Source organism: Pseudomonas sp. Pseusp16 (assembly GCF_047324915.1).
Taxonomy (GTDB): domain Bacteria; phylum Pseudomonadota; class Gammaproteobacteria; order Pseudomonadales; family Pseudomonadaceae; genus Aquipseudomonas; species Aquipseudomonas fluorescens_CD.
The window spans coordinates 2583991-2599562 of record NZ_CP168522.1 but is presented as its reverse complement, the minus strand read 5'-3'; the positions used below and the strand labels follow the sequence as shown (position 1 = coordinate 2599562).

The window sequence follows — 15572 nt, the reverse complement described above, 5'->3', positions numbered from 1 at the left end:
AACGTCGGCTCTTGTTGGACATTCCTGGACTCTCGTAGAGCAGAACACCGCTGGAGCTCAAGTAAATACTAGCTTAGAAGAATCCAGAGTAAAATTTTGGAATCTTTCAAGAAGTATGAAAAAGGAGATGGGGTGCTAGGGGTAGAGTGTTCGAATCACTCCGTCCCGACCATATTTTTCAATGACTTAGCCCAACTCTAGCAAGTTGGGCTTTTTCATTGGTGGGGAGTTTTTCGGGACTTCATCCTGTTTTCCTCTTCAAGATCGTCAGCACCGGTCCGCGTGAGTCGGTTGCTGATACCATATTCGCAGCTTCAATCAGATGCCCGAGCTCAGCGCCCGAGTAGTGACTGGTGATGCTGCCGTTCTTGTGTCCCAGAAGTGCCTTGCGGTCTTCCTGCATGACACCTGCCGCCCGAAGGCGACGGCCAAACGTATGTTTCAAGTCATGCACCCTGATGGATGCGTATCCGGGGTGAGCGGGGCGAAGGTTTTCCTCCTGCCAGAGTTTCGCCGCTCTCACCCGCGCTTTCTTCCAGGCCGAGTCGTTCATCCGGTGCATTGCGTTGCCGTTGTACGGAAAAACCCAGTCCTTGCTCAGGCCGCGCTGCTTGTCGATGATCGATTTCGCCACGCTGTTCAGCACGACCAGTCGCTCATCGCCATTTTTCACACCTGACCGCTCGTTTCGGCCGCCAAAGTCGGAGGGGATCAGGAACACGCTGGTCCCGAGTTCCGGTACCGAAATTTCCCAGTCCCACCTCAATTTGCAGACCTCCTGCTCGCGGCAACCTGTGTTCACCTTGAACAGGGCCATCGTTTGCAGATGCGCAGGTTTGCGGTTTGCCAGATAAGGTGAGGCGATATCGTCGCGGCATTTACTGATGACAGCCTGCAACTCTGCAGCGGGGAGGCCAAATGAAAAAGCCCGATACGAGGCCGGGCTATGTGAGAGTAGAGCTTCAATAGACAATAGCTAAAGTGTGAATCCGCCGAAAAGGCGTCACTCAGCACAAGCTCCCGGGTCTTTATAGGCTTCGCACCAAACGGGTTTCAGTAAGGCTTGGCACTGGGCATCATACTTATCTCTGAAGTTTGCAACATTTTCGGAGGTCATTTTCCCAGGCATTTCTTTGCCAAGATCCACCATTTTCTGCGCAATGCGTTCCTGGACCTCGGGAGTATCTCCGGCATGCTTTAGAAATGCGTAAAAGGCTCGTGAGGACTGTTTGCGACTGATATCTGGTTGGTCACCAGCTACTGACAGTATTTCGTAGTAAGCCGCGCAGTGAATCCCCTTCTCATTTGAAGCATTGGCCAGGGCTATAGACGAGGCGCTGCAGCAGAGGACAGCAAGTAGCCAAGAACTTCTGATCATTACCTTCTTCCATAAAATATGTTGAGCAAAGTATGCAGTCGCAGTATCGGCGAGAAGGTGAGGGGCTTGAGTGCGGGAGGGGGGCAGTCAAAAAAGACCCTGCACCTGTGGGTGTTAAGTCTGTTGAATGTTGTGTCGGGCGGATGTGTCTAAATATTTCATTGACGTGTTTTTCTGATAACTCGAACTAACGTGCCAGGACACGCTTGACTCTGTCCTGCGGGACAGACTTTATGATTTTCTAGATCCTGAACAGAATGGTTCTCTTCCAGAAGAAGGAGTTTCAGTGAGCAAGTTATGTCTGGTCACGGGCGCCAATGGGCATTTGGGCAATACGTTGGTCAGAGCATTGCTCAGTCAGGGCTACAGAGTCCGAGCCGGAGTGCGTGACGTCGGTAACACGGCGCCCTTCGCGGGGCTTGATTGCGAGCTGGTCTATGCCGAATTGCTGGACGGGCCTGCAATGCTCAAGGCATTGGACGGTGTCGACGTGCTGTTTCAAGTGGCGGCGGTTTTCAAGCATTGGGCCAAAAGCCCGGAAACCGAGATTGTCGAGCCCAATGTGCGGGGGGCACGTAGTGTGTTGGAGGCCGCTGCACGGGCGGGCGTCAAGCGTGTCGTCCATGTCGGTTCCGTCGCCGCGGTTGGTCATGACGGCAGTGCTCTGGATGAAGCGCATTGGAATGACGAGGCCGATAATGCCTACTACAAATCCAAGATTCTCTCCGAGCAAATGGCCTGGCGGACCGCCAACGACCTGGGGCTCTGGATGGTGTCGGTACTGCCCTCGGCGATGGTGGGGCCAAACGCGACCCGGCTGACCGATACCATGGGGTTTCTGGAATCAGTCAGGCAGCGTCAGATCCCGCTGGACCCAGGGTTCCATTTCAATTTCGTGGATGTGCGCGACGTGGCGGAGGGTTTGATTCTGGCCGCCGAAAAGGGCCGGGCAGGGCAGCGCTATATTCTTGCGAATGAGCGCTCATCGTCGCTCGCCAATCTGGTCAAGGCCGTCAATGCGCTTTCACCGGGTTATCGCCAGCCACCGCGAGCCCCGCAGTGGCTATTGGTCTGCATTGCCTGGATGCAGGAACGGGCCGCGCAACTGACTGGCAAGCCTGCCAGGTTACTGCTCAGCCAGGTGCGCCTGTTCCATAACGTTCGGCAGGAGTACAGCATCGTCAAGGCGAAGACTGAATTGGGGTTCAATCCGCGACCGCCCGAAGAGGCGCTGATGTCAGCTTTTGTCTATCTGGGCAGGCGATCGACCCAGCCTTATGAAGAACTGACGTCGGTGCAGGACCGAACAATGAGTTCATCTCGCCTTTGAGCTCGTTTTTGGCGCTGATCAGGGGGCTCATCTCTGCCAGTTTGAAACCGGCAATTTGTGCCCTGCGAATGAGGTGGACGATTTCCAGATGGTGAGCGTTGTAGGTCCGGTATCGACCGTCGCGTTCCGGCTCGTTTATCAAGCCCATCTGTTCATACAGTCGAATGGCTTTTGGTGTGCAGCCGGTCAATCTGGCGAGTCGTCCAATGAACATTCTTAAATTCCTTTTTTAAATGTGTTGAATGCCTTGTCCGTTTGATTGCCTGTCAGCCCGTAACCGTCACAACCGTCATGCGGAGCACGCGGGTGATGTGGGTCTTTCGAATATGCCAGCCTGCGGCGACTCAGTAGTACCGTCGCGGGTCGGACTCGATCAGGCTGGCCAGTTTGGTCAGGGCGAAGCGCAATTCGTCCTGGCTCGTGGGCGACATCAATACCAGCCGTACACAACGGGAAATCCCGGAGCGTTCAGCCTGGAACTGGGTGCCACTGAGTACCAGCACACCGTTGGCCCGGGCGAGCATGGTGAACTCGTCGCTGGTCCACGGCTCGGGCAGCGTCAACCAGATGTGGTACGAATAGGGCTGGGTCTTGAGTTCGAAATTGGCAAAGATTTCCCGGGCAATCGCTTGTCGCCCGGCGGCTTCGTTGCGCTGGATGCGGATCAGTTTTTTGTCCAGGCCTTCGGTAATCACATTGCTGGCCAGTTGTGCGGTCAACGGCGACGGCATCCAGACGCTGCTGCGCACCATCGAGGTCAGGCGTGACAGCAGTTTCGGCGGGCTATGGATATAACCGACGCGCAGCGCCGGCATGATCGATTTCGACAGGCTGGTCAGGTACACCGAACGGTCCGGCGCAAATGCCGACAGCGGCTTGATTGACGGATCGGTGGCGAGGAAGCCATAGATGTCGTCGTCGAGGATGATGAAGTCGAATTCTTCGGCCAGTGCCGCGATTTGGGCCCGACGCTTTTGCGACATGATCGCCGCCGTCGGATTCTGGCAGGTCGCCACGCAAACCAGCATCGCTGGTTTCTCTCGCTCGCACAGTTCGCGCAACGCTTCGGGAATGATCCCTTCGTCGTCCATCGGTACGCCACGCAGGCGGCGCTCAAGGCCGTGGGCCAGGGAAATGATACCGGGGTAGCAAAGCGCTTCGCAGAGCACCAGGTCACCGGCGTTGGTCAGGGCGCTCATCGCGACCATCAAGCCATGCTGGGCCCCGGCGGTGATCACCACTTGCTGCCATTGCGCATCGGGCAACGAATGGCGCAACCACTGCGCGCCCGCCTCGCGATGCGCCGGGTGACCGCCGTCCGGCGCGTAATCCAGGGCTCGGGCGAAATCGGTGCTTTTGGCCATCCCCACAAGGGCGTCGCGCAACCAGTACTCCAGGGTTTCGCTATAGGGCTTGATGATCGACAGATCGAGTAACTCGGATTGCCCCAGATTGAGCGGTGCGGCGCTGTTGCTCGCCGGCAGTTCCAGCTGCTTCTGGTTGAGCACATAAGTACCGCGGCCCACTTCCCCCTGCACCAGGCGACGTCGATGGGCTTCGCTATAGGCCCGGCTGATGGTGCCCGGCGTGACATTCAGGGTAGTGGCCAGCTCCCGCAGGGTCGGCAAGCGATCGCCTTCATTCAACACGCCGTTGCTGATATCGCGCGCCAACGCATCGGCAATCGACAAATACATCGGCTGGTTGAACTCGCTTAGCTGGGGAACCCACATGAATGATCACTGCCCATCGTAGAAATGATGAATATCCGAGCATATCACATGGAGGTTAAGCAGCTGATAAATCGACTCAATCGATAAATTGATTCGATTGATCCTGTGATTGAGTCGATATCCAATGCTCAAAAAAGATATTTTTCACACGGCTAATTCGCTTGTAAATCATATATTTAAGCAGTAAATAGAGAAAAATCAGCCATTGATAGCAAAAAAACATCTCGTAACAACTCTGTCACCTATTGAATCAACTCAATTCTTTCAAATACACTCATATAGAATCGAAGCAATCGACTCAATCCTCCCTGTTCACTGCGCGACTCTGTCGTGCCAAGTCGAGACATCATGGACACACTCAGAAAGGATCTATCTCTGTCAGCCGTCATCGCGGGCTTTATTGCCGTGATCATTTCCTACGCCGGCCCTTTGATCATTGTGTTTCAGGCAGCCAAGGAGGCGCACCTGCCCAACGACTTGGTGTCTTCGTGGATCTGGGCCATTTCCATCGGCAGTGGTATTACCGGCCTGTTCCTGAGCTGGCGCCTGCGAGTTCCGGTGATCACCGCGTGGTCGACGCCGGGTGCGGCGTTGCTGGTGACGATGCTGCCCACCGTCACCCTGCCGCAGGCCATCGGCGCCTATGTCGTGGCGTCGGTGATCATTGCCGTGGTCGGTTTGTCCGGGGCGTTCGACAAACTGATGAAACGCCTGCCCAAAGCCATCGCCGCCGCCATGCTCGCGGGCATTCTGTTCCGCTTCGGCGCCGAGCTGTTCACTTCGATCAAGCTGCAACCGGAACTGGTGCTGTCGATGATCGCGGCCTACCTGATCTTCAAACGCTTTTCGCCGCGCTACGCGATTCTCTCGGTACTGATTGTTGGCTGTGCAGTGGCGGCCTCGTTCGGTGAACTCAACGGCAGCTCGATCACCATCGCCGTGGCCCATCCGGTCTTCATCGCCCCCGAGTGGAGCTGGCACGCGATCATCAACATTGGCCTGCCATTGGCGCTGGTGACCCTGACCGGCCAGTACGTGCCGGGCATGGCGGTGTTGCGCACCTCGGGTTACAACACCCCCGCGCGCTCGATCATTTCGGTCACCGCGATCGGCTCGGTCCTGATGGCGCCGTTCGGCTCCCACGGCTTTAACCTCGCAGCAATCACAGCAGCGATCTGCACCGGCCGCGAAGCCCACGAAGACCGCGACAAACGCTACATCGCCGGGATTGCCTGCGGGCTGTTCTACATTCTGATGGGCACCTTCGGCGCGACCCTGGCCTCGGTGTTTTCCGCCCTGCCCAAAGAGTTGATTGCCTCCCTTGCCGGCCTGGCCTTGTTCGGTGCAATCAGCGCCGGGCTGACCGGCGCCATGGCAGATGAGAAACAACGGGAAGCGGCGCTGATTACCTTCCTGGTGACGGCCTCGGGCATGAGCTTCCTCGGTTTGGCCGCTGCGTTCTGGGGGTTGATCTTCGGCCTCGTGGCGAACTTCGTACTGACCTGCACCCGGGAAAGCAAAACCGCTGCCCTCGCTGAGGGCCGCCGACCATGAGCCTGCAACATTTAGATCCCGCCATTGCCCGCCTGATCGACCACGAACGCAATCGCCAGGAAACCCACCTGGAGCTGATCGCTTCAGAAAATTATGTCAGCGCAGAAGTGCTCCAGGCCCAAGGGTCGGTGCTGACCAACAAGTACGCCGAAGGTTATCCGGGCAAGCGCTACTACGGCGGCTGCAAGGTCGTCGACGAGATCGAAAACCTGGCCATCGAACGCGCCCGCAAACTGTTCAACTGTGAATATGTCAACGTCCAGCCGCACTCCGGATCCCAGGCCAACCAAGCCGTTTTTCTGGCGGTGCTCGAACCCGGCGATACGATTCTGGGGATGTCACTGGCTCGCGGCGGGCATCTGACCCACGGTGCCTCGGTGAATTTTTCCGGCAAGTTCTACCGGGCGTTTTCCTACGGGCTGGAGAAAGAAACCGAAACCCTCGACTACGCCGAAATGGAAGCCCTGGCCCGGGAGCATCGGCCGAAAATGATCATCGCCGCCAAGGCCGTGGCGTTCAATGAAGCCTTGAGCGATGGGTTCAAGCATTACCAGCAACGGGTGATCAGCAACGCCAGGACCATGGCCGACATCCTCACCCGACGGGGTTTGCGGGTGGTGTCCGGGGGCACCGATTGCCATATGTTCCTGCTCGATCTGCGTTCGATGAACATCACCGGCAAAGATGCCGAAGCGCTGCTGGAAAGTGCCCACATCACGTTGAACAAAAACGCGATACCCGACGATCCGCAGAAACCGGCGATCACCAGTGGCATTCGCATCGGCACGCCGGCGTTGACCACCCGCGGTTTTGGTGAAGCGGAATGTGCGGAAGTGGCGAACCTGATCGCCGATCTGCTGGAGCAGCCGAACAACGCGGCGCTGCTGGATAACACCCGGCGTCGGGTGATGCATTTGTGTGAATGCTTTCCGGTGTATCTGCTGATTTGATTGCTGGAGGAGCTGTCTGCTTTTGGCCCGGAGTGTGTAAAAACGCTCACGGGCCTTATCGTCGTGGAGCATCGACGTTCATTGGATTGGCGATCGGCGCGAAACATTCCCGAGTACAACCGGCTGCCTGAGCGGCGTATGGCCCTCGATCACCAGAGGCAAGTCTTGATGGATGCTGGCGTACCAGCCTTGCTCGATGCCGGACAGCTCGTAGACCCCATCCACCACCATTGATGAAGTGCATGCTGCATTGATTACCCCGTTCTGCAGCAGGCACATTGATCCCCCTTCACCGTCTAGCCACATCCGAAAAGTAAAACTTGTCCAGGGTGTGCCTCGACTCGGTGTACTCGAACTGACGGCCGTCCTGCAAAAAGGTCTGGTTGCTGACCACGATCACATGGCTCTGCCCCTCCAGGTCCAGGTGCTGCTGGTCGTCCTTGCCTCGCGGTACGGCTTCGATGGTGCGCTGGGCGTAGCTGATTTGCAGTTGCAGCGTCTGTTCGATGAAGGCATAGATCGAATGCTCGGCAATCTCGCTATTGAGCCCCGGAATGAGATCGGCGACGAAGTGGTTGATGTCGAGGATGACCCGTTTGCCATCGATTCGACGCACGCGTTTGATCCGGGTGATCAGGCTGCCTTCTTCGGCTTTCAGGTGTTCACGCAAGGCACCTTGCAGGGGGAACTGCTCGAACGCCACCACCTCGGTGCTGACGTCATTGCCCAGCCTTGGGTGGGTTTCCTGGAAGCTGACGATGCCGCCGAGCTGGAATTCGATCGGATTGGGCGAAAGCACGAAGGTGCCTTTACCGTGAATTTTTTGCGCGAAGCCGCGTTCCTGAAGCATTTCTATGGCTTTGCGCACAGTACCGCGACTGGCCTGGTAGCTGTCCATCAATTCGGTTTCGGAAGGCAGCCGGGCGCCGGGTTCCAGACGTTCGGTGGTGATGCTGGTAAGCAGATCGCTGTAGATCTGGTTGTATTTGCTCATGGGAGTGGCTGCGTTGTGCTCAAGGCAGGAACCTTAGGGAACGCGTGAGGGTTTGTCTATTGCACGAATGGCGGGGCGGTCGTGGCTGTCGGAAATATTACCGCTGGGCGGGTTATTGATAAATAAATCCAAACTCGTCTGTACGAGTTGTTGCTTTAACTCGTACAGACGAGTATTTTTCGCTTCGGTGTGCTGCCAAACAACAAAAAAACACAGTGGATGAAAAGCATGAGCCATGATTACGCGACGATCGCCAGCGAGCTGCTTCATAGCCTCGGTGGTGCCGACAACCTTGAGCAGGCCGCACATTGCGTCACGCGCCTGCGCCTGGCCCTCAAAGACCCGCAGCGGGTCGACAGTACGACGCTGAATCAGATCGATTTGGTCAAAGGCTCGTTTTTCACGGGCGGCCTGTTTCAGGTGGTCATCGGTCCCGGCGAGGTCGAGAAGGTTTACGCCGCGCTGCGCGCGCAGACAGGGCTTGCGGCGTCGACCATCGCCGACGTGAAACAGAAGGGCGCCGATAAAACCAATGCCATGCAGCGGCTGGTGCGGGTGTTCTCCGATGTGTTCATGCCGATTCTGCCGGCGCTGATCATTGCCGGCCTGCTGATGGGGGTGAACAACCTGATCGGCGCCAAAGGCATGTTCATTGCCGGCAAGACTCTGCTTGAGGCCTACCCGACGCTGGACGGTGTCTGGAGCTTGATCAATCTGATGGCCAACACCTCGTTCGTGTTCCTCCCGGCGCTGGTCGGCTGGTCGGCGGCCAAGCGTTTTGGCGGCAGTGAAATCCTTGGCATCGTGCTGGGTCTGATGCTGGTTCACCCGGACCTGCTCAACGCCTGGAACTACGGCAAGGCAGTGGCCGGGCTGGACGGCCAGAGCCTGCCGTACTTCGATATTCTTGGCTGGTTCAAGATCGAGAAGGTCGGCTACCAAGGCCAGATTCTGCCGATCCTGCTGGCCGCCTACGTCATGAGCGTCATTGAAAAATGGCTGCGGGCGCGGGTACCCAATGCCATTCAACTGCTGGTGGTGCCGATTACCACGATCGTCGTGACCGGGGTGTTGGCGCTGGCCGTGATCGGTCCGGTGACCCGTCACCTGGGGATTCTGATCACCGAAGGCGTGGTGACCTTGTTTGACCTGGCGCCGATGGTCGGCGGGGCGATTTTCGGTCTGCTGTATGCGCCGCTGGTGATTACCGGCATGCACCACATGTTTCTTGCGGTCGACTTGCAGCTTATTTCCACTCAGGGCGGCACCTTCATCTGGCCGATGATCGTCATGTCCAACCTCGCACAAGGCAGCGCGGCACTCGGGGTGTTCTACATGACCCGCAGTGCGCGGGATAAAAGCATGGCCTCGACCTCAGCGATTTCCGCCTATTTCGGCATCACCGAACCGGCCATGTTCGGCGTCAATCTGCGCTACAAGTTTCCGTTCTACGCAGCGTTGATCGGCTCGGCGCTGGGCTGCATGTTCCTGTCGCTGAACAAGGTCCAGGCCTCGGCGATCGGTGTCGGTGGCTTGCCCGGTTTCATCTCGATCATCCCGCAGTTCATTCCGATGTTCGTGGTCGGGATGGTGATTGCCATGGTCGTGCCGTTCGTTCTGACCTGCGGGCTGAGCATGAAAATTGTCCGGCCTGGGTATCGGGTCGCCTGACAGATCGCATTCGTCAGTACATATTCAAAAAGGAATCCGCCATGCAAGACTGGCAGCGTTCGGTGATCTACCAGATCTACCCGAAGAGTTTTCACAGCCACGCCGGCAACCCCACGGGGGATTTGCTCGGTGTGGTAGCCAAGCTCGATTACCTGCACTGGCTGGGTGTCGATTGCCTGTGGATCACGCCGTTCCTGCGTTCGCCCCAGCGTGACAACGGTTATGACATCAGCGATTACTACGCCATCGACCCGAGCTACGGAACCATGGCCGACTGCGAATTGCTGATCGCCGAGGCCGGCAAGCGCGGGATCAAGCTGATGCTCGACATCGTGGTCAACCACACTTCGATCGAACACACCTGGTTCCAGCAGGCCCGCAGCAGCCTCGATAACCCTTACCGTGACTTCTACATCTGGCGCGACGAGCCGAATAACTGGGAATCCAAGTTCGGCGGTTCGGCCTGGGAGTACGAAGCCCAGACCGGTCAGTATTACCTGCATTTGTTCGACCACACTCAGGCCGACCTGAACTGGGACAACCCCAAGGTGCGCGCCGAAGTCTTCAACATGATGCGCTTCTGGCGTGACAAGGGCGTGGGCGGTTTCCGCCTGGACGTGATCAACCTGATCTCCAAGCCAGCAGATTTTCCCGAGGACAGCACCGATGGCCGGCGTTTCTACACCGACGGCCCGAACGTGCACGACTACTTGCAGGAAATGCACCGCGAAGTCTTCGAAGGCCATGACCTGATCAACGTCGGCGAGATGTCTTCCACCAGCCTGGAACATTGCATTCGTTACTCGCGGCCGGACTCGAAAGAGCTGTCGATGACCTTCAACTTTCATCACCTGAAAGTTGATTACCCGAACCTGCAGAAGTGGGTTCGCGCTGCCTTCGACTTCCTCGAACTCAAGCGCATCCTTTCCGACTGGCAGACCGGCATGCAGGCCGGTGGCGGCTGGAATGCATTGTTCTGGTGTAACCACGATCAGCCGCGAGTGGTTTCGCGGTTTGGCGATGACGGCGAACACCGTGTGGTATCGGCGAAGATGCTTGGCACCGCGCTGCATTTTCTTCAGGGCACGCCGTTCATCTATCAGGGTGAAGAGTTGGGCATGACCAACCCGGGCTTTGAGAGCATCGAGCAGTACCGCGATGTCGAGACGCTGAACATCTTCCGGCTCAAGCGCAATGCCGGGGAGTCCGAGGCGACGAGCATGAGCGCGATCATGCAGAAATCCCGCGACAACAGTCGCACCCCGATGCACTGGAGCACGCAAGCCAATGCCGGATTCAGCCGTGCCGAACCCTGGATCGGCGTGCCGGCCAACGCCATGCAGATCAACGTCGAAAACCAACTCGACGACACGACTTCGGTGCTGCACCACTATCGCCGGTTGATTGCCCTGCGCCGCAGCGAACCGCTGATTCAGGACGGCGTGTATCGCCAGCTCTTGCCCACGCACCCGCAGGTCTGGGTGTACCTGCGCGAAGGCGAAGGCGAGCATCTGCTGGTGGTGAACAACTTCTATGGCACGGCGTGTGAAGTCGAGTTGCCGGAACGGGTAATTACCGACGGCATGTTGCAACGCCTGGTGATCAGCAACTACCCGGATTGTGATACGCGTAGTCGGCAACTATTCCTGCGGCCGTACGAGTCGTTTGTTCTGCACCTCACCGATAACTAAACAAAACGATCTTCAAACAACTCGCAGAGCACTGCGCGGGGGCTTCCTGCGCGCAGGTTTTACCGGATGAGCACAATAAAAATAATGGGGTGGCTCTTGAAAACAACAATTAATCGCAGCCTTGCGGCATCGTGCGTGTGTCTGGTGTTGCCGTTCCCGGCACAGGCTTTGGAGTTCGCCGGTTACTTGCGTAGCGGCGTCGGGACTTCGGTCAACAGCGGTTCTCAACAGTGTTTTCAACTGCCGGGTGCCCAGTCGAAATACCGCTTGGGCAACGAATGTGAGCAGTACGCCGAACTGGAGTTGCGTCAGGACTTGTTCACCCTGGACGATGGCTCTGTGCTGAGCGTCGACGGCATGGCTTCGTTGTATAACCAGTACGATAAAGACCTGACGTTCAACGGTGATAACGGCTCGGTGCGCATGCCACAGATGTACGCACAATGGTCGAACTTGCCGAGTCTCAATGGTGGTTCGTTGTGGGCCGGTCGGCGTTACTACAAACGAAACGACATCCATATTTCCGACTTCTACTACTGGAACCAGAGCGCCACGGGTGGTGGTATCGAGGATGTGAAGATCGGCGACCTGAAATACAGCTACGCCTTTTCGCGCAAGGACAACCTGTACCAGAAGGATTATGTCACCCGGCAGGATTTCAACGTCGCGGGTTTTCAGACCAACCCCGGCGGTGAACTGGAGTTTGGCCTGAGTTACATCGAAAAGCCTGACCGCAACGATGCGCACGCAGGTTGGGCAATCACCGCCCAGCATGTGCAGAAAAACTTCCTTGGCGGCAAGAACAAACTGGCGCTGCAATACGGCGAAGGGCCTGGTACCGGGTTGGGTTACACCGGCGATGTGGGCCTGGACGACAGCAACAAGAGCTACCGGCTGGTGGAGTTTTTCGACTGGCAAGTGACACCGCGTTTTGGTGGTCAGGTCGAAGCGGTCTATCAGAAGGACATCCGCCCGGACGGTAACGCCCAGAACTGGATTTCCCTGGGCGTTCGCCCGGCTTACGCGATCACCGATCAATTCAAGCTGGTGACTGAGCTGGGACACGATCAGGTCGAGGCCCCGGGGGGGACGCGCAAGTTGAGCAAGTTCACCTTTGCCCCGACCTGGTCGCCAAACGGCCCGGGGTTCTGGGAACGTCCCGAGGTGCGTTTGTACTACACCTATGCCAGCTGGAACGAAGCGGCCAAGCGTGCGGCCAATGAACTGGCGCAAGGTTCAGCGTTGTCCGATACCGGCGCGTTCGGCACGGCGCTGCATGGTGCGAACGTCGGATTGCAAGTCGAGTACTGGTGGAAATAAGCGATGCTGTCGGAGCTCGCGCTCCATCGGCACTTCAAAGAATAAAACCGCAGGTGAAGTCATGACCATAACCCAACCATTGCAATTGCTGGCGCCGCTGTCCGGGGTGCTGGTGCCACTTGAGCACGTGCCGGATCCGGTGTTCGCCAGCCGGGTGATCGGCGACGGCCTGTGCATCGATCCGACCTCGCAGACCCTTTGCGCGCCGTTGGCCGGCGTGGTCAGCAACCTTCAACACAGTGGCCATGCGATCAGCATCACCGACGACAGCGGCGTACAGGTGCTGCTGCACATTGGTCTGGACACCGTGAACCTGGCGGGTAAGGGGTTCAATGCCTTGGTCGGGCAGGGCCAGCGTGTCGAGGCCGGACAGCCGTTGATCGAGTTCGATGCCGACTATGTAGCCCTGCATGCCCGCAGCCTGTTGACCTTGATGCTGGTGGTCAGTGGCGAGCCCTTCAGCCTGCTGGCACCTGACAACGGCCTGGTGGCCTGTGCACAGCCCGTGTTGCGCCTGAGCCTGGGCGATCCGCGTTCCAGCGTTGCGCAGGAGGAGGGCGAAGCGCTGTTCTCCAAACCGGTTCACCTGCCCAACCCCAATGGCCTGCACGCGCGGCCGGCGGCGATTTTTGCGCAGGCGGCGAAAGGTTTTGCGGCAAGCATTTGCCTGCACAAGCAGCAGGACAGTGCCAACGCCAAGTCCCTGGTGGCGATCATGGCGTTGCAGACGGTTCACGGCGATGCACTGCAGGTCAGTGCGGTGGGCGAAGATGCCGAACTGGCAATCAGCACGTTGGCCCAACTGCTGGCCGATGGCTGCGGTGAGGCCGTGACGGCGGTGGAGGTCGTCGCGCCAGTGGTTCAGGTGCAGGATGTGTCGACGAAGTTGTTGCGCGGTGTCTGTGCTTCGGCGGGTTCGGCCTTTGGGCAGGTGGTGCAGGTGGTTGAGAGCACCCTGGAGGTGCCTGAGTTTGCCGCGGATCAACGCGGGGAGCGCGAGTCGCTGGAGCGTGCGCTGGCACACGCGACGCAGGCGCTGCAACACTTGCGCGACAACGCCGAAGGCAAGGCGCAGGGGGATATCTTCAAGGCTCATCAGGAGTTACTGGAGGACCCGAGTCTGCTGGAGCAAGCCCAGGCCCTGATTGCCGAGGGCAAGAGTGCGGCGTTTGCCTGGAACAGTGCCACTCAAGCCACCGCTACGCTGTTCAAGTCACTGGGCAACACGTTGTTGGCCGAGCGGGCGTTGGACCTGATGGATGTCGGCCAGCGTGTGCTCAAGCTGATTCTCGGGGTGCCGGACGGTGTCTGGGAGTTGCCGGATCAGGCGATTTTGATTGCCGAACAACTGACACCGTCGCAGACCGCTGCCCTGGATAGCGGCAAAGTGTTGGGTTTCGCCACGGTGGGCGGAGGTGCGACCAGCCATGTAGCGATACTGGCCCAGGCCTTGGGTTTGCCGGCGGTGTGTGGTTTACCGGCGCAGGTGCTGTCGCTGGCCAGCGGAACCCGAGTGCTGCTTGATGCGGACAAGGGCGAGTTGCACCTGGACCCTGATCTGTCGGCCATCGAACAGCTGTACGCCAAACGTCAGCAGCAACGGCAACGGCATCAGCGCGAACTCGAGCAGGCTTCGCTGGCGGCCTGTACCCGTGACGGCCATCACTTCGAGGTGACAGCCAACGTTGCCTCGCTGCTGGAGGTCGAACAGGCGATGATGCTGGGCGGCGAGGGTGTCGGTCTGCTGCGTTCGGAGTTTCTTTATCTGGAGCGCAACAACGCGCCCAGCCATAACGAGCAAGCGGTCACTTACAGCGCCATTGCCCGGGCCCTTGGGCCAGAGCGCAATCTGGTGGTGCGCACACTGGATGTGGGCGGCGACAAACCGCTGGCCTACGTGCCAATGGACAGCGAGGCCAATCCGTTTCTGGGCATGCGCGGAATTCGCTTGTGCCTGGAGCGTCCGCAACTGTTGCGCGAGCAGTTCCGGGCAATTCTGAGCAGCGCCGGTCTGGCCCGTCTGCACATCATGCTGCCTATGGTCAGCCAGTTGTCGGAGCTGCGTCTGGCGCGGCAGATGCTGGAAGAAGAGGCGCTGGCGCTCGGGCTCAAGGCGCTGCCGAAACTGGGCATCATGATCGAAGTCCCGTCCGCGGCATTGATGGCGGACCTGTTTGCCCCCGAGGTGGACTTCTTCTCCATTGGCACCAACGACCTGACCCAATACACCCTGGCCATGGACCGCGATCACCCACGCCTGGCCAGCCAGGCCGACAGTTTTCACCCCTCGGTACTGCGTCTTATCGCCGGCACCGTGAAGGCCGCCCATGCCCACGGCAAGTGGGTCGGGGTGTGTGGCGCGCTGGCTTCGGAGACTCTGGCGGTGCCGCTGTTGCTGGGGCTTGGGGTGGATGAACTGTCGGTCAGCGTGCCGCTGATTCCGGCGATCAAGGCCGCGATTCGCGAGGTCGAACTCAGCGACTGTCAGGCTGTCGCGCATCGGATACTCGGGCTGGAGAGCGCTGAGCAGGTCCGCGAGGCCTTGTCTTCGCAGCAGCAGGCGATGGTCGAAACTTCACAGGTGTTGGAGAACTGAACATGTTCGAGAAAATGCAACGGGCGTTCTGGAGGGCATTGACCCCGGATCTGCTGGTGGATGAGCCGAAGGTAGCTGCCCTGCCTTCTACGGAGCTGCCGTCGAGTGTGGTCTGCGCGCTGGGTGGGCTGGAAAACCTGGCGTCGCAACAGCGCATTGCGATAACGCGAGTGCGGGTCCAGTTGCGTGATGTAACCCGACTGGACGAACAGGCCTTGCGTGCGGCGGGTGTGCCGGGGGTGATGGTGCTGGCGGATGGCGTGGTGCATGTATTGACCCGGCGCCCAAGTTGGGGCTGACTGGCGGCGCCGGTCGCTCTCGACGCGCGGGTCAACGCCTGCGCCAACGGCCAGGG

General features: G+C 58.6%; 12 protein-coding genes and 2 pseudogenes. 8 read left to right on the top strand and 6 right to left on the bottom strand.

What is annotated here, in order from left to right:
- Window positions 1-241: 241 nt before the first annotated feature.
- Window positions 242-835: pseudogene (locus ACEN8Q_RS11645) on the bottom strand (tyrosine-type recombinase/integrase); the annotation flags it as partial.
- A gap of 168 nt (window positions 836-1003) precedes the next feature.
- Complete coding sequence (locus ACEN8Q_RS11640) at window positions 1004-1378, bottom strand: hypothetical protein (RefSeq protein ID WP_413421253.1); 375 nt, start codon at window positions 1376-1378, stop codon at window positions 1004-1006.
- Window positions 1379-1664: 286 nt separating this feature from the next.
- On the opposite strand from ACEN8Q_RS11640, the gene ACEN8Q_RS11635 reads away from it, so the two are divergent.
- A complete protein-coding gene (locus ACEN8Q_RS11635; RefSeq protein ID WP_413705214.1) occupies window positions 1665-2708 on the top strand; it encodes an NAD-dependent epimerase/dehydratase family protein in 1044 nt (347 codons plus the stop codon).
- 28 nt (window positions 2709-2736) lie between these two features.
- Here the strand turns inward: ACEN8Q_RS11635 and ACEN8Q_RS11630 are convergent.
- Both ACEN8Q_RS11630 and ACEN8Q_RS11625 read right to left on the bottom strand, forming a co-directional pair.
- A pseudogene (locus tag ACEN8Q_RS11630) lies at window positions 2737-2922 on the bottom strand (MerR family transcriptional regulator); the annotation flags it as partial.
- Between the two features lie 130 nt (window positions 2923-3052).
- The gene (locus ACEN8Q_RS11625; protein ID WP_413705213.1) at window positions 3053-4441 is read right to left on the bottom strand and encodes a PLP-dependent aminotransferase family protein; all 1389 of its coding nucleotides are present in this window, start codon (window positions 4439-4441) and stop codon (window positions 3053-3055) included.
- Window positions 4442-4789: 348 nt separating this feature from the next.
- Between ACEN8Q_RS11625 and ACEN8Q_RS11620 the strand changes: the two genes are divergently transcribed.
- Both ACEN8Q_RS11620 and glyA read left to right on the top strand, forming a co-directional pair.
- The gene (locus ACEN8Q_RS11620; RefSeq protein ID WP_413421259.1) at window positions 4790-5995 is read left to right on the top strand and encodes a benzoate/H(+) symporter BenE family transporter; all 1206 of its coding nucleotides are present in this window, start codon (window positions 4790-4792) and stop codon (window positions 5993-5995) included.
- A complete protein-coding gene (gene glyA, locus ACEN8Q_RS11615) occupies window positions 5992-6945 on the top strand; it encodes a serine hydroxymethyltransferase (RefSeq protein WP_413705212.1) in 954 nt (317 codons plus the stop codon). Before ACEN8Q_RS11620 ends, glyA begins: the two co-directional genes overlap by 4 nt.
- A 78-nt stretch (window positions 6946-7023) precedes the next feature.
- On the opposite strand, the gene ACEN8Q_RS11610 is transcribed toward glyA, so the two are convergent.
- The gene (locus ACEN8Q_RS11610; RefSeq protein ID WP_413705211.1) at window positions 7024-7224 is read right to left on the bottom strand and encodes a hypothetical protein; all 201 of its coding nucleotides are present in this window, start codon (window positions 7222-7224) and stop codon (window positions 7024-7026) included.
- A gap of 10 nt (window positions 7225-7234) precedes the next feature.
- Window positions 7235-7939 (bottom strand): trehalose operon repressor, encoded by a 705-nt coding sequence (gene treR / locus ACEN8Q_RS11605; RefSeq protein ID WP_413421263.1) that lies wholly within the window; start codon window positions 7937-7939, stop codon window positions 7235-7237.
- 228 nt (window positions 7940-8167) lie between these two features.
- On the opposite strand from treR, the gene treP reads away from it, so the two are divergent.
- The 5 genes from treP to ACEN8Q_RS11580 all read left to right on the top strand — a co-directional run bounded on the left by treP (window position 8168) and on the right by ACEN8Q_RS11580 (window position 15516).
- A complete protein-coding gene (treP, locus tag ACEN8Q_RS11600; protein ID WP_413421265.1) occupies window positions 8168-9610 on the top strand; it encodes a PTS system trehalose-specific EIIBC component in 1443 nt (480 codons plus the stop codon).
- Between the two features lie 41 nt (window positions 9611-9651).
- Window positions 9652-11301 (top strand): alpha,alpha-phosphotrehalase, encoded by a 1650-nt coding sequence (gene treC / locus ACEN8Q_RS11595; protein ID WP_413421267.1) that lies wholly within the window; start codon window positions 9652-9654, stop codon window positions 11299-11301.
- 96 nt (window positions 11302-11397) lie between these two features.
- Window positions 11398-12621, top strand: a complete 1224-nt coding sequence (locus ACEN8Q_RS11590) for a maltoporin (RefSeq protein WP_413421269.1) — start codon at window positions 11398-11400, stop codon at window positions 12619-12621.
- A gap of 61 nt (window positions 12622-12682) precedes the next feature.
- Window positions 12683-15217, top strand: a complete 2535-nt coding sequence (gene ptsP / locus ACEN8Q_RS11585; RefSeq protein WP_413705210.1) for a phosphoenolpyruvate--protein phosphotransferase — start codon at window positions 12683-12685, stop codon at window positions 15215-15217.
- Between the two features lie 2 nt (window positions 15218-15219).
- Complete coding sequence (locus ACEN8Q_RS11580) at window positions 15220-15516, top strand: PTS glucose transporter subunit IIB (RefSeq protein WP_413421273.1); 297 nt, start codon at window positions 15220-15222, stop codon at window positions 15514-15516.
- The last annotated feature ends 56 nt before the right edge of the window (window positions 15517-15572 follow it).

What these genes read in the sequence shown, in the direction of transcription:
- treP (WP_413421265.1), top strand. Translation starts at nt 8,168, where the DNA reads ATGAGCCATGATTACGCGACGATCGCCAGCGAGCTGCTTCATAGCCTC.
- ACEN8Q_RS11620 (WP_413421259.1), top strand. Translation starts at nt 4,790, where the DNA reads ATGGACACACTCAGAAAGGATCTATCTCTGTCAGCCGTCATCGCGGGC.
- treR (WP_413421263.1), bottom strand. Translation starts at nt 7,939, where the DNA reads ATGAGCAAATACAACCAGATCTACAGCGATCTGCTTACCAGCATCACC.
- ptsP (WP_413705210.1), top strand. Translation starts at nt 12,683, where the DNA reads ATGACCATAACCCAACCATTGCAATTGCTGGCGCCGCTGTCCGGGGTG.
- ACEN8Q_RS11610 (WP_413705211.1), bottom strand. Translation starts at nt 7,224, where the DNA reads ATGTGCCTGCTGCAGAACGGGGTAATCAATGCAGCATGCACTTCATCA.
- ACEN8Q_RS11580 (WP_413421273.1), top strand. Translation starts at nt 15,220, where the DNA reads ATGTTCGAGAAAATGCAACGGGCGTTCTGGAGGGCATTGACCCCGGAT.
- ACEN8Q_RS11640 (WP_413421253.1), bottom strand. Translation starts at nt 1,378, where the DNA reads ATGATCAGAAGTTCTTGGCTACTTGCTGTCCTCTGCTGCAGCGCCTCG.
- glyA (WP_413705212.1), top strand. Translation starts at nt 5,992, where the DNA reads ATGAGCCTGCAACATTTAGATCCCGCCATTGCCCGCCTGATCGACCAC.
- treC (WP_413421267.1), top strand. Translation starts at nt 9,652, where the DNA reads ATGCAAGACTGGCAGCGTTCGGTGATCTACCAGATCTACCCGAAGAGT.
- ACEN8Q_RS11625 (WP_413705213.1), bottom strand. Translation starts at nt 4,441, where the DNA reads ATGTGGGTTCCCCAGCTAAGCGAGTTCAACCAGCCGATGTATTTGTCG.